The following is a 12,121-nucleotide window of genomic DNA, read 5'->3' on the forward strand; positions in this document are numbered from 1 at the left end:
ATCGCTTCATTTGCGGCGACGCTAACATGGCGCGGTCAGCCGTGCGAGGAAAAAGCCGTCGCATCGGTCGTGCGCCGGGGTGAACAGATAGCCCGCGCCCGCGGCGCGCGCGATACCATCCGGCAAATAGCCGCTGTCGGCGGTCCAGCCCCGACGTAGGTCCAGAAACGCTTGCACCTGTGCCCGCCCCTCGCGCGCGATGATTGAGCACACAGCATAAAGGAGTTTACCGCCCGGCGCCACCATATCGGCACCGATGGCGAGCAGGTTCGCCTGATCGGCCAGATGACGCTCGAGCCGCGCCGGCGTCAGCCGCCAGCGCAGTTCGGGACTGCGCCGCCAGGTGCCGCTGCCCGAACAGGGCGCGTCGACGAAAACATGCGTCGCCTTGCCGCGCCAGTCGGCGAGCATCGCCGATTCCTTCCCCGGATCGAGCAGGCGCGTCTCGATGCGCATTGCCCCCGCCCGCTCCGCACGGGGCGGCAATTGCTGGAGCCGCGCGCGATTGACGTCGCACGCCAATATGTCGGCGGCATCGCCGGTCAGCGAGGCGATGGCGAGCGTCTTGCCGCCGCCCCCGGCGCACAGATCGACGATGCGCGCGCCCGCAGCGGCACCCAGCGCTGCGGCGGCATATTGGCTCGCGGCATCCTGCACCTCGAACGCGCCGTTTTCATGGGCGGGATGCTGGATCGCCGCGGTTTCAGGCGGCAGGCGCCAGCCGTCGGGCGCACCCTCGATCGCGCGCCCCTCGGGGAAAAGTTCGGCAAGCCCGTCGCGCGACGCCTTCAGGCGGTTGGCGCGCAAGTCGAGCGGTGCGCGCTCGAGCATCGCCCCCTCTTCGGCGCTCTCGATCAGCGGATCGAACAATTCGGCGAGCGCCGACGCGGAGACGCCGGTTTCGGCGCGCGGCTCGTCGCTGCCTATCGGCGCGGGCCCGTAAGGCGATCCGTCGAACAGCGCTGCGAGCGCCGGATCATGGTCGGCGAGCGCGAGCATTGCCGCGCGCCCCGACGCCGGCACCGACCGCACCGCGCGGATCGCGTCATAGACGTGGCCGCGGATCGCGCGCCGGTCCTTCGATCCCGCGTAGCGCCGTGCCCGCATCGCCTCGGCGAACAAAGCGTCGGCGGGCGCCCCGCCCTCGCGCGCCGCAGCGGCGATGGTATCGAGAATCTCGATTGCGGTCTGGACGCGGGCGGCGGGGGTCATGCGATGGCCTCAGCCCGCCGGATAATTCGGTGCCTCGCGCGTGATCGACACATCATGAACATGGCTTTCGCGCAGGCCCGCATTGGTGATGCGCACGAATTTGGCGCGCTCGCGGAAATCGGGCAGCGTGCGGCTGCCCGTATACCCCATCGCCGCCTTCACGCCGCCGACGAGCTGGTGGATGACATCTTTCGCCGCGCCCTTGAACGGTACCTGGCCTTCGATGCCTTCGGGAACCAGCTTCATCTGGTCCTTGATGTCCTGCTGGAAATAGCGATCGGCGCTGCCGCGTGCCATCGCCCCGACGCTGCCCATGCCGCGGTAGCTCTTGTAGGTGCGTCCTTGGTAAAGGAAGGTTTCGCCCGGCGCCTCGGCCGTCCCGGCGAGCAGCGATCCGACCATGACGCTCGACGCCCCGGCCGCCAGCGCCTTGGCGATGTCGCCCGAGGTACGCAGACCGCCATCGGCGATGACCGGAACGCCATGCTTGGCGGCAACTTCGACGCTGTCGAGGATCGCGGTGAGCTGCGGGACGCCGACCCCGGCGACGATCCGCGTCGTGCAGATCGATCCCGGTCCAATGCCGACCTTCACCCCGTCGGCGCCGGCGTCGATCAGCGCCCGCGTCGCTTCGCCGGTCGCGACATTGCCCGCCAGCACCTGGACCCGGTTCGACAGCTTCTTGATCTTCTCGACCGTCGCGCCAACCATCTTGCTGTGACCATGCGCGGTATCGACGACGATCAGATCGCATTCGGCGTCAAGTAGCGCCTCGGCCCGTTCGACCCCGGTGTCGCCGGTGTTAGTCGCGGCGGCAACGCGCAGCCGGCCGCTCTCGTCCTTCGTCGCGTCGGGAAAGTTGACCGCCTTTTCCATATCCTTGACGGTGATCAGGCCAATGCAGCGATAATCTTCATCGACCACGAGCAGCTTTTCGATGCGGCGCTGGTGGAGCAGCTTGCGCGCCTCTTCCTGGCTGACGCCCGCGCGGACCGTCGCCAGATTCTCCGCGGTCATCAATTCGCGCACCGGCTGGCCCGGATTATCGGCAAAGCGCACGTCGCGGTGGGTGAGGATGCCGACCAGCTTCCCGCCGGTCTCGACCACCGGAATCCCCGAAATGCGGTGCTGCGCCATCAGCGCGGTGGCGTAGGACAGCGGCGCGTCGGGCGTGATAGTGATGGGATTGACGATCATCCCGCTTTCAAAGCGCTTCACCTGGCGCACCGCCGCGGCCTGTTCCTCGATGGTGAGATTGCGGTGGAGCACGCCGATCCCGCCGATCTGCGCCATCAGGATGGCCATGTCGGCCTCGGTAACCGTGTCCATCGCCGACGACAGGATCGGAATGTTGAGGCTGATCTCGCTGGTCAGCCGGGTCGACAGATTGGCGTCGGAGGGCAGAATGTCCGAGGGGCCCGGCACCAGCAGCACATCGTCGAAGGTCAGGCCGGTGAAGATTTCCATGGGTGCCACTTTCTGGTGCGGGCGTCGCCTGACCCCGCGGCGGCGGGCGGCACACGCGATTCGTTCGGTGGCGGCCCATGTAACCAGTCAATTCCCGGCGCGCCAGTGGGCGGCGCAGGAATATTTGCGCCGGTTCGCGGCGCGAAAGGGCGGTGGGTTTGCGGCCAACTGTCCGCACTCCCGCCGCCCTGCCCCTACCAGCGCCCGAGCACGAGGAAGAGCCCGCCGATAAACAGCGTCACGCCGACCGCGAACTTCAGATAGTCGGCAACGCCCAATGTGAGCTTCGCACCGTGCCGCGCGCGAAAGGCCGCGACATTGGCGCGCAGATCGGGGGTTCCGGTGACGCGTCCGACCTCAAGATGACGTCCCGTCTTGAGAAAGGCGAGCGCGTGCGCGACTTCCTCTTCGGACACATCGGGATAACGGCGAAATATGTCCTCGGCGCGCAGCGCGTCGGCGCCGAGCGGAGGCCCGGCGGCAATTGGTTCGGTCATGTTCAAATTCCATCGATGATCGCCCTCCGCACAGGGGGCAAGGATCGGCCGGCGCACGGCGGCGCACGGCCCGTCGATCAGATGGCAATCATCGGCGGTGCGCGCGCCGAATAGGGCGTAGCAGCAGCACTGCGCGTCCAGCCGGCGGCGACCCGGCCGAAGTCGGGCCGGAATAGTCCGACGGCGGGCAATGCCGGCGGCGCGGCTGACAGCTTGGCGAGATCGCCGCCTGCCGGATGCCGGTCGTCCTCGCCGGCGCGATAATGCGCGCTGAGCGTAAGGCCGCCGGCACGGACGAAAGGATGCCCGCCATCATAGGGCGCTCCCGCGATGGCGGCGGCGGTTTGATCGACCAGCCGCGCCGGCGCCGAGGCATCACGCACGAGGCCGCCCGCGCCGAGCGCAACGAGCGCCAGCCACGCCAGAAGGACGCCAACGCGGCGGCGCAGGTCGGAATCGAACATCCGCATCGCCTCCATATTGCGTCTCGCGGCCGCAAAAGCTAGCGCGGAGGGGTGAACGCGCCACCGACACCCCGGGTATCCTCTCCCTTCGCGCCTTTTCGCTATCCCGCGTTTCGCGCGATCTGGATCGCCAATCTGGCGTCCAATATCGGGTCGATGATCCAGTCGGTCGGCGCCGCCTGGCTGATGACCGAGCTCACCGGCTCGCATCTGCTCATCGCGCTCGTGCAGGCGAGCGCGACGATCCCGATCATGTTGCTCGGCGTCTTTGCCGGGGCAATCGCGGACAATTTCGATCGCCGTCGGATCATGCTGGCGGCGCAAAGCGCAATGCTGATCGTGTCGGCGGCGCTGACCGTCACGGCCTGGATGGGGGCGCTGACGCCGCTGCTGCTGCTCGGCTTCACGCTCGCGGTCGGGTGCGGTACCGCACTCAACGGCCCCGCGTGGCAGGCATCGGTGCGATTGCAGGTCGGCCCCAAGGATCTGCCGCAGGCGATCACGCTCAACAGCGTCGCCTTCAACCTCGCGCGCAGCGCCGGCCCGGCGCTTGGCGGCTTGCTCATCTCGCTGACCGGCCCCGCCACGGCCTTCGGGATCAATGCGCTAAGTTATCTGGCGCTGATCGTCGTCCTGCTGCGCTGGCACCCCGAAGTCACGCCGCCGCGGCGCACCCCCATATTGGGCGCGATCGCGATCGGCATCGGCTATTGCGCCCGCTCGAGCCCGCTGCGCCGCGTGCTGACGCGCGGCTTTGCCTTCGGCATCGCCGGCGCTGCCTTTTCGGCGCTGCTGCCCTCGCTCGTTCGCGATCGGCTGCACGGAACCGAGATCATCTACGGCCTCTGCCTTGCCGCGTTCGGCGCAGGATCGATCTTCGCGGCGCTCTGGGTCGGCGAAGCGCGGAAACGCTGGGGCAGCGACCGCGTCGTCAGCATTGCGTCATTGGTCTTTGCCGCCGCGATGATACCCGCCGCCACGGCGCTGACGCTGCCGCCGCTGCTGGCGACCGCCTTCGTCGCCGGCGCGGCCTGGGTTTCGACGCTGACCACGCTCAACGTCGCCATGCAGCTCCGTTCGCCCGAAGAGATTTTGGGACGCTGCCTGTCGATCTATCAGGCGGTAACCTTCGGCGCGATGGCGCTCGGCGCCTGGCTGCTCGGGACGCTCGCCGATCTCACCGACCTGCCGACGGCACTTTTCACCGCTGCCGGATGGCTGACCGCCACCGGTCTTTTGCTCCCGCTTATCGCCCCGATGCCCCGCCGCGACGATGGCCGCGTGATCCCCTGAAATTTTTTGTCCGTACCGGTACAAAAGACGCGCCGCGCCACCTTAAAGGCCGAAGCGACCGCCCGTTAAAGCGGGTATGACCACACATGCTACATCATCGAACGAGCCGGTAGGGCGGCTCCTTGGTTGGCTGGGGCTCCGCCACGGAAAAACCGGCGCCCAGGCAGGAGACGCCGCGTCGCCCGGGGGGCGTACCCCGCGCGACATGGTGACCGAAGCCCGTCAGCAACTCGTCGGCGCGATCGCTTCCTTCCTGCTCGACCATGATCTCGATGTATCGGCGGCCAATCTCCTGATCGCGCACAGTGCCTTTTCGGGGATCAATCCAAGGCTTGCGCGGCAGATCGCGACGCGATCGCAGACCGCCGACGGCATCACCCAGCAATGGCTCGACGAACTGGCGCAGCAGGAACCGATCCAGCCCGACCGCGCCGAACTCGATCGCCTCGTCACCCGCCTCGAAACCAATCTCGATACTTTCCAGACGAACACCAAGGCGGCGCGCAACGCGACGAGCGATTATGGCGTCAAACTCGAAAAGCATGTGACCGACCTTCAGCAAGTGCAGGTCACCGGCGAACTCGTCACCCATCTCGCCGATCTCGCCAAGGCCATGCTCGACCGCACGCGCCATGCCGAAGAAGAAATGCGCCGCAGCGAGGATGAAGCGAAATCGCTGCGCCGCAGCCTCGCCCGCGCCAAGCGCGACGCCGAGGTCGATTATCTGACCGGCCTGCCGAACCGCCGCGCCTTCGAGGTGCTGCTCGAGCGCCATTATGAAGAAGCGCGCGCGAGCTGCGAGCCGCTGAGTGTTGCCTTTTGCGACATCGACAATTTCAAGCTGGTCAACGACACCCACGGCCATGAGGCGGGCGACCGCGTCATAAAGCTGATCGCCGATACGCTGGCGCATATCTCGAACGACCATTGCCACGTCGCACGCCACGGCGGCGAGGAATTCGTCATGCTGTTCCGCGGCCTGCCGCCCAGCGAAGCCGCCGCACGTCTCGACGAGGCACGCGAACAACTCGCGGGCCGCCGCCTTATCAACCGCAAGACCGACGAGCCCTTCGGCCAGATCACCTTCTCGGGCGGGGTCGCCGACGTTTTCGGTTACAATAATGCGCGCGACGCGCTGAAAGCCGCCGACGACGCGCTCTACCGCGCCAAGGAAAGCGGCCGCAACCGGATCGAGCTGGCGGGGATCTGAGGCCCCCTGCCCATCGATCACCAATCGAGAGTCAGCGACTCCAGCGCGCGAAAATCGCGGTGGGCAGCAGCAGCCCCCGCGCCACTTCGCGCACCGCAAGCTCGCCGCATTCGACCTTGCCCGGCAAATCGGCAAAAATCTGCGCCAGCAGTTCGCCGATCGCCAGCGCCGACATGCGCACCGCATAAACGGTGAGGAACAGGGCGCGGCTGTCGGCATCGAGGAGCTGGCGGCAATCGGCGAGCAAGGGCGCCAGTCCTTCCTCGATCTGCCAGCGTTCGCCGCCGGGACCGCGTCCGAACTTCGGCGGATCGAGCAGGATCGCATCGTAGCGCCGCTCGCGCCGCACCTCGCGCGCGGTGAACTTGCCGGCATCGTCGACGATCCAGCGGATCGGCCGGTCGCTCATGCCCGCGAGTGCGGCATTGTCGCGCGCCTGCGCCACCGATTTCTTCGACGCATCGACATGCGTGACCGCCGCGCCCGCCGCGGCGAGCGCCTGGCTGCCGACACCGGTATAGCCGAACAGATTCAGGAACGCGGGATCGGCCTTGTCGGCGACGCAGCCGCGCAGCCAGTCCCACACCGGCGCCATGTCCGGGAAAAAGCCGAGATGGCGGAACGGGGTGCAGGACGCGGTGAAGCGCGCTTCGCGCCAAGCCAGCGGCCACCCTTCGGCCGGCACGGGGCGATGGAAATACCAGCGGCCGCCGCCATCTTCGTCGGATGCGGGGATGAATTCGCCGTCGGCGGCATCCCACTCGCTTTCGGCCAACGCAGGTTGCCACATCGCCTGCGGTTCGGGACGGATGAAACGATAGGAGCCGTAGCGTTCAAGCTTGCGCCCGCCGCCGCTGTCGAGCAGCCCGTAATCGTCCCACCCCTCGCCGACGAGCGTCGCGAGCGGCAGCAGATCAGCCACGGGCCGCCTCGCGCAGGATATGGGCCTTTACCGCGTCATAGTCGCCGGGCAGCTTTTCATAGCGCTCCTCGCGGTCGAACAGATTGCCGAGGCGGGTCGGCAGCGCCGGACGAACGCCTGTCGCGCGTTCGACCGCATCGCGGAATTTGGCGGGATGCGCAGTCGCGAGCGTCACCACCGGAACGTCGGCATCGATATCGAGCGCGCGCGCCGCGGCCAGCCCGACGGCGCTATGCGGATCAATGATCTGCCCCCCATGTTCCTGCGCCCAGCGCAGCGCCAGCGTCATGCCATCGGCATCGATGCGCGCGCTCGAAAACAGGTCGCGGGCGCCGGCAAGCATATCCTCGGGAATCGTCATCGCTCGGCTGCGGTCAAATTCGGCCATCATCGCATCGATCGCAGCCCCGTCGCGACCCGCGAGGTCGAAGAGCAGCCGCTCGAAATTGCTGCTCACCTGAATGTCCATCGACGGCGTCGCGGTCGCGGTCACGCTGCCCGCGCTGTAATCGCCACTCGACAGGGCGCGGTGCAAGATGTCGTTAACGTTGGTAGCGACGACCAGCTGCGCCACCGGCAGCCCCATGCGCGCCGCGACATAGCCTGCGAACACGTCACCGAAATTGCCCGTCGGCACGCTGAACGCGATCGCGCGGTCGGGGGCGCCGAGGCGGACCGCGGCATAGAAATAATAGACCACCTGTGCCATCAGCCGTGCCCAGTTGATGCTGTTGACCGCCGACAGCGTCAGCGCGCTGCGCGCCTCGGCATCGCCGAACAGCCGCTTCACCATCGCCTGCGCGTCGTCGAAGCTGCCGTCGATCGCGATGTTGTGGACGTTGGGCGCCAGCACGGTCGTCATCTGGCGGCGCTGCACGTCGCTGACCCGCCCTTCGGGGTGGAGCATGAAGATACGGATATGCTCGCGCCCAGCGACCGCCTCGATCGCCGCCGATCCCGTATCGCCCGACGTTGCGCCGACGATGGTCAGATCGGTATCGCCGCCGCTCAGGAATTTTTCGAACAGCTGGCCGAGCAGTTGCAGCGCGACATCCTTGAAAGCCAGGGTCGGACCGTGAAACAGCTCGAGCAGCCAGTGGCGATGGTCAAGCTGGACGAGCGGCGTCACCGCATCATGACTGAAGCGGCCGTAGGCGGCCTGGCACAATTCGCGCAGTTCGGCCTCGTCGAGCACGCCGGCGACGAAAGGCATCATCACGCGCACCGCGGTTTCGGCATAGTCGAGCCCCGCGAGCGCGCGAATATCCTGCGCCGACATCTGCGGCCAGGCGGCGGGGAGGTAGAGTCCCCCGTCGCTCGCAAGGCCGGCGAGGGTAGCGGCACGGAAGTCGAGGGTCGGCGCGGAGCCGCGGGTGCTGATATAGTCCATGACGGAAAAGCGCCTAGCGGCGCACCGTCACCGCTGCAAGCGGCGGCGCACCGCGATGATATAGATAATTAGCGCGATCGCCGCGAACAGGAACCATTGCACGGCGTAAGCGAGATGGTTGTTGGGCATGTCCGCCGCCGATGGCACCGCACTGGGCCGTAGTCCCACGGCGGGCTGGTCGGCGACCAGCATCGCGCGCGCCGGCACCGCACGGCCGGTCAGCCGCTCGATCAGGCTCGGCTGCTCGGGCCCCGGTACGATCGTGCCCTGAACCGCGCCGCCCGCCCATTTGGGCGGCGTGAAATCGTCGGCGATACCGATGTCGACCAGCACCCCCGGCCCCTCGGCGCCGGTGCGACAATCCGCAATCATGCGAATACCGCCTCCGCCCTCGCGATCGGTGCCGCTGCGCGGATCCCAGCGCACCGGTTCGAGACAGATAACGCTGCTTTTGCGATAGAGCATCGCGTCGGGAACCGGCGGCAGCTTCGGATAAGTCACAGTCGCCGACATCGCCCCGTTGCGCTCGTAAAGCGCGATCAGCGCTTCCTTCTCTCCCTTGCGCTGCAACTGCCAGATGCCGAGCGCGATCATCGTCGCCACGGCGGCCAGAACCAGGATCGTCGGAATCACCGGCCAGCCGCGCGGCGGCGGCGCGGCGGCTTCGCCGGGCGAAGGAGCGTCAGACGTCGTCGTCATGCCGGTCCACCAGGCGCCCTTCCGCCGCCTTGCGCTGATGCTCGCTCGCGAGCAGCGCGGCCTTGCCAACCCGCAGGCCGTAGATGACTGCGGCGGCCGTTATCGGCACCCACAACAGCACATGCACCCACAGCGGCGGCTCGAATGCGAAATCGACGGCGATCGCCGCGGCAACGATCAGCGCACCGATGATCATGGTCAGAAACGCCGCCGGCCCGTCGCCGACATTATAGGTCGAATAGTCCAGTCCGCAGGCGCGGCAGCGCGGCGCGAATTTGGTCGGCCCGTCGAACAGCGTCGGCGCGCCGCATTCGGGGCAGAGACCGAAAAGGGCAGCGCGCCAGACCGGCGGCTGCCCCTTTTGATGCTGTTCGCTGTCCGGCAATTTAGTGCGCGGCGACCGGTGCGCCCCAGCCACCCCAGACATAGACGATGATGAAGAGGAACAGCCACACCACGTCGACGAAGTGCCAATACCAGGCAGCGGCTTCGAAACCGAAGTGCTGCGTCGGCGTGAAATGGCCCTTGTAGACGCGGACGAGGTTCACGATCAGGAAGATCGTGCCGACCAGAACGTGGAAACCGTGGAAGCCGGTCGCCATGAAAAAGGCCGAGGTATAGTTGATCGTGCCAAAGGGGAACGGCGCTTCGGCATATTCATAAGCCTGAATGCAGCTGAAGGTCAGGCCGAGGATGATGGTCAGCCACAGACCCTTCTTGAGCCCTTCGCGATCGCCGTGGATCAGCGCATGGTGCGCCCAGGTGATCGTCGTGCCCGAGCAGAGCAGGATCAGCGTGTTGAGCAGCGGCAGCGAGAAGGCGTCGATGACATGGATGCCCTTCGGCGGCCAGATCGACGCGGCAACGGCGCCTTCCTGCCCGAAGAGCGAGGTCACCGCACCGTCGACGATCTCGACCGGCGCCGGGAACAGCGAGAAATCGAACCAGGCCCAGAACCAACCGACGAAGAACATGACTTCCGATGCGATGAACAGGATCATGCCATAGCGCAGGTGCAGCTGAACGACCGGCGTATGATCGCCGGCATGCGCTTCCTTGATGACCTCGCCCCACCAGCTGAAGAAGGTGGCGATCACACCCATGAAACCGAGACCCAGCACCCATTTGCCGGCACCGCCGAAATGGTCGGCGTGCATCGCCATGACGAGGCCGAAGAACATCACCAGCGCGGCGACCGAGCCGAAAAGCGGCCAGACGCTGGGATTTACGAGGTGATAATCATGATGTTTGGCACCGGCCATGTCACAGTTCCCGTTTTTTGCCCCAGCGCGATGATCCCCATCATCTGCCGGTCCTTGGTAAGACTCTATTGGTTGCGGCCTTAGCTCGCCTTTTTGCCCTCGTCCACTGGGTAGAAGGTGTAGCTGAGGGTGATTTCCTGAATGTCGCGCGCGTCGGGATCGTCCTTGATCTTGGGATCGACGAAGAACAGCACCGGCATGCGGATCTGTTCGCCCGGCTTCAGCGTCTGCTGGGTGAAGCAGAAGCACTGGATCTTGGTAAAATATTTCCCCGCCTGGTCGGGCGTCACGTTGAAGGTCGCGGTGCCGGTGATCGGGTGCGGCGAATTATTCTGCGCGATGAAGATCGCCATGTCGCGCGCGCCGATGCTGACCGTATCGGTGGGATGTTCGGGATAGAATTTCCACGGCAGCTTGGGCGATACATTGGCATCGAAGCGCACCGAGACGGTGTCGCTCAGCACCTTCGGCGTCTCGGCCGCGGCGACCGGGTCGTAACGCTGCGTCGTGCCGCCAAAGCCGGTGACGCGGCAGAAAAGATTGTAGAGCGGCACCGCCGCGAAACCCAGCCCGACCATCGCTGCCGCGAGCAAGGCCGCGAGCGCCGCGGTGCGGCCATTTTTCCGGCGTGTCGCTTCGTCCGTCATGTCGGCACCACCATGCGCGCCATCGTAATGAAGAAAAAGAGGAAAGCGAGCCCGCCGAGGATCCAGCCCATCAGGTTGGCGCGCACGCGCTGGCGGCGGCGATATTCGGCTTCGTCGAACGGCTGTTGCGGATTTTCGTCGGTCATAGCGGCAACCAGTGATCGGCGACCACCGCGCCGAAGAGGATGAAGAGATAGGCGATGGAAAAGGCGAAGAGGCGCTTTTCGGGCTGCATCCGGTCGTCCGCGCCCGCACTGCGCAAGCCGACCTGCGCCGACAGCAGCACGAACAGCGCCGACAGGATCGTCGCCGTCCAGCCATAGAGCGCGCCCGTGTAGCCGAGCGGCCACGGCGCGATCGCCGCCGCTGCCATCACGATGGCATAGAACAGAATCTGGCGGCGCGTCGCGCGCTCGCCTGCGACCACCGGCATCATCGGAATTCCCGCTGCGGCATAGTCCGAGCGCACGAACAGCGCGAGCGCCCAGAAATGCGGCGGGGTCCAGAAGAAGATCAGCAGGAACAGCGCGATCGGCAGTGGTGCGACGCTGCCCGTCGCCGCGACCCAGCCGATCAGCGGCGGGAATGCCCCCGCCGCGCCGCCAATCACGATATTCTGCGGCGTCCGCGGCTTGAGCCACATTGTGTAGATGAAGACGTAGAATAGGATCGAGACGGTCAGCAGTACCGCCGCCTGCCAATTGGCGGCGAACAGCATGAGGAAGACCGAAAAGGCAGCGAGTCCGACGCCAAACTGCAACGCCGTCTGGCGGTCGAGACGACCGGCGGGCAGCGGGCGGTTCGCCGTCCGCTTCATTTTCGCGTCGATCGTCGCTTCATACCATTGGTTGAGCGCCCCCGATGCGCCTGCCCCGAGCGCGATCGCGAGGATCGACGAAAAGGCAAGTACGGGATGAACGCTGCCCGGTGCCGCGAGCAAACCGCACAGCGCGGTAAAGACGACGAGCGACATCACGCGCGGCTTGGTCAGCGCGAACAGGTCGCGCCAATCTGCGGGAAGCGACATCTCGCCGTGGGTCAGGCTCTGCGCCATGCTA

The 12,121-nt window shown here is 66.4% G+C and carries 14 protein-coding genes; 2 read left to right on the forward strand and 12 right to left on the reverse strand.

Annotated features, from left to right (window positions below):
• Positions 1-21: 21 nt before the first annotated feature.
• The 4 genes from P1IM2_RS10125 to P1IM2_RS10140 form a co-directional block, all read right to left on the reverse strand.
• The gene (locus P1IM2_RS10125; RefSeq protein WP_186402367.1) at positions 22-1,212 is read right to left on the reverse strand and encodes an RsmB/NOP family class I SAM-dependent RNA methyltransferase; all 1,191 of its coding nucleotides are present in this window, start codon (positions 1,210-1,212) and stop codon (positions 22-24) included.
• A gap of 9 nt (positions 1,213-1,221) precedes the next feature.
• Positions 1,222-2,679: an IMP dehydrogenase gene (guaB, locus tag P1IM2_RS10130; protein ID WP_186402368.1), complete on the reverse strand. Its 1,458-nt coding sequence runs from the start codon at positions 2,677-2,679 to the stop codon at positions 1,222-1,224.
• A 194-nt stretch (positions 2,680-2,873) separates the two neighbouring features.
• The gene (locus P1IM2_RS10135) at positions 2,874-3,176 is read right to left on the reverse strand and encodes a hypothetical protein (protein WP_062902825.1); all 303 of its coding nucleotides are present in this window, start codon (positions 3,174-3,176) and stop codon (positions 2,874-2,876) included.
• Positions 3,177-3,253: 77 nt separating this feature from the next.
• On the reverse strand, positions 3,254-3,640 hold the full coding sequence (locus tag P1IM2_RS10140; protein ID WP_186402369.1) for a hypothetical protein: 387 nt from the start codon (positions 3,638-3,640) through the stop codon (positions 3,254-3,256).
• Positions 3,641-3,691: 51 nt separating this feature from the next.
• Between P1IM2_RS10140 and P1IM2_RS10145 the strand changes: the two genes are divergently transcribed.
• Entirely contained in the window at positions 3,692-4,933 is a 1,242-nt protein-coding gene (locus tag P1IM2_RS10145) for an MFS transporter (protein WP_186402370.1), read from the forward strand.
• A gap of 205 nt (positions 4,934-5,138) precedes the next feature.
• On the forward strand, positions 5,139-6,143 hold the full coding sequence (locus tag P1IM2_RS10150) for a sensor domain-containing diguanylate cyclase (RefSeq protein WP_003050239.1): 1,005 nt from the start codon (positions 5,139-5,141) through the stop codon (positions 6,141-6,143).
• A 31-nt stretch (positions 6,144-6,174) separates the two neighbouring features.
• Here the strand turns inward: P1IM2_RS10150 and P1IM2_RS10155 are convergent, their stop codons facing one another.
• The 8 genes from P1IM2_RS10155 to P1IM2_RS10190 form a co-directional block, all read right to left on the reverse strand.
• The gene (locus P1IM2_RS10155) at positions 6,175-7,053 is read right to left on the reverse strand and encodes a class I SAM-dependent methyltransferase (protein ID WP_186402546.1); all 879 of its coding nucleotides are present in this window, start codon (positions 7,051-7,053) and stop codon (positions 6,175-6,177) included.
• A 4-nt stretch (positions 7,054-7,057) separates the two neighbouring features.
• On the reverse strand, positions 7,058-8,455 hold the full coding sequence (thrC, locus tag P1IM2_RS10160) for a threonine synthase (RefSeq protein WP_186402371.1): 1,398 nt from the start codon (positions 8,453-8,455) through the stop codon (positions 7,058-7,060).
• 27 nt (positions 8,456-8,482) lie between these two features.
• Positions 8,483-9,154, reverse strand: coding sequence for an SURF1 family protein (locus tag P1IM2_RS10165; RefSeq protein WP_260833972.1), 672 nt, complete (start codon positions 9,152-9,154; stop codon positions 8,483-8,485).
• Positions 9,138-9,539: a DUF983 domain-containing protein gene (locus tag P1IM2_RS10170; protein WP_186402372.1), complete on the reverse strand. Its 402-nt coding sequence runs from the start codon at positions 9,537-9,539 to the stop codon at positions 9,138-9,140. Before P1IM2_RS10170 ends, P1IM2_RS10165 begins: the two co-directional genes overlap by 17 nt.
• Before the next feature lies 1 nt (position 9,540).
• On the reverse strand, positions 9,541-10,416 hold the full coding sequence (locus P1IM2_RS10175) for a cytochrome c oxidase subunit 3 (RefSeq protein WP_003050228.1): 876 nt from the start codon (positions 10,414-10,416) through the stop codon (positions 9,541-9,543).
• Positions 10,417-10,496: 80 nt separating this feature from the next.
• Positions 10,497-11,063: a cytochrome c oxidase assembly protein gene (locus tag P1IM2_RS10180; protein ID WP_003050226.1), complete on the reverse strand. Its 567-nt coding sequence runs from the start codon at positions 11,061-11,063 to the stop codon at positions 10,497-10,499.
• Positions 11,060-11,209, reverse strand: coding sequence for a hypothetical protein (locus tag P1IM2_RS10185; protein ID WP_162928272.1), 150 nt, complete (start codon positions 11,207-11,209; stop codon positions 11,060-11,062). The genes P1IM2_RS10180 and P1IM2_RS10185 overlap by 4 nt, the downstream gene beginning before the upstream one ends.
• Complete coding sequence (locus P1IM2_RS10190) at positions 11,206-12,117, reverse strand: heme o synthase (RefSeq protein ID WP_186402373.1); 912 nt, start codon at positions 12,115-12,117, stop codon at positions 11,206-11,208. The genes P1IM2_RS10185 and P1IM2_RS10190 overlap by 4 nt, the downstream gene beginning before the upstream one ends.
• Positions 12,118-12,121: the final 4 nt, after the last annotated feature.

Source organism: Sphingopyxis sp. P1IMeth2 (assembly GCF_900185685.1).
Classification (GTDB): domain Bacteria; phylum Pseudomonadota; class Alphaproteobacteria; order Sphingomonadales; family Sphingomonadaceae; genus Sphingopyxis; species Sphingopyxis terrae_A.

Bases quoted from the DNA above. Each gene is read 5' to 3' on its own strand.
- P1IM2_RS10150 (WP_003050239.1), top strand. From the start codon at position 5,139: ATGGTGACCGAAGCCCGTCAGCAACTCGTCGGCGCGATCGCTTCCTTC.
- P1IM2_RS10165 (WP_260833972.1), bottom strand. From the start codon at position 9,154: ATGACGACGACGTCTGACGCTCCTTCGCCCGGCGAAGCCGCCGCGCCG.
- P1IM2_RS10175 (WP_003050228.1), bottom strand. From the start codon at position 10,416: ATGGCCGGTGCCAAACATCATGATTATCACCTCGTAAATCCCAGCGTC.
- guaB (WP_186402368.1), bottom strand. From the start codon at position 2,679: ATGGAAATCTTCACCGGCCTGACCTTCGACGATGTGCTGCTGGTGCCG.
- P1IM2_RS10135 (WP_062902825.1), bottom strand. From the start codon at position 3,176: ATGACCGAACCAATTGCCGCCGGGCCTCCGCTCGGCGCCGACGCGCTG.
- thrC (WP_186402371.1), bottom strand. From the start codon at position 8,455: ATGGACTATATCAGCACCCGCGGCTCCGCGCCGACCCTCGACTTCCGT.
- P1IM2_RS10125 (WP_186402367.1), bottom strand. From the start codon at position 1,212: ATGACCCCCGCCGCCCGCGTCCAGACCGCAATCGAGATTCTCGATACC.
- P1IM2_RS10180 (WP_003050226.1), bottom strand. From the start codon at position 11,063: ATGACGGACGAAGCGACACGCCGGAAAAATGGCCGCACCGCGGCGCTC.
- P1IM2_RS10185 (WP_162928272.1), bottom strand. From the start codon at position 11,209: ATGACCGACGAAAATCCGCAACAGCCGTTCGACGAAGCCGAATATCGC.
- P1IM2_RS10190 (WP_186402373.1), bottom strand. From the start codon at position 12,117: ATGGCGCAGAGCCTGACCCACGGCGAGATGTCGCTTCCCGCAGATTGG.
- P1IM2_RS10140 (WP_186402369.1), bottom strand. From the start codon at position 3,640: ATGTTCGATTCCGACCTGCGCCGCCGCGTTGGCGTCCTTCTGGCGTGG.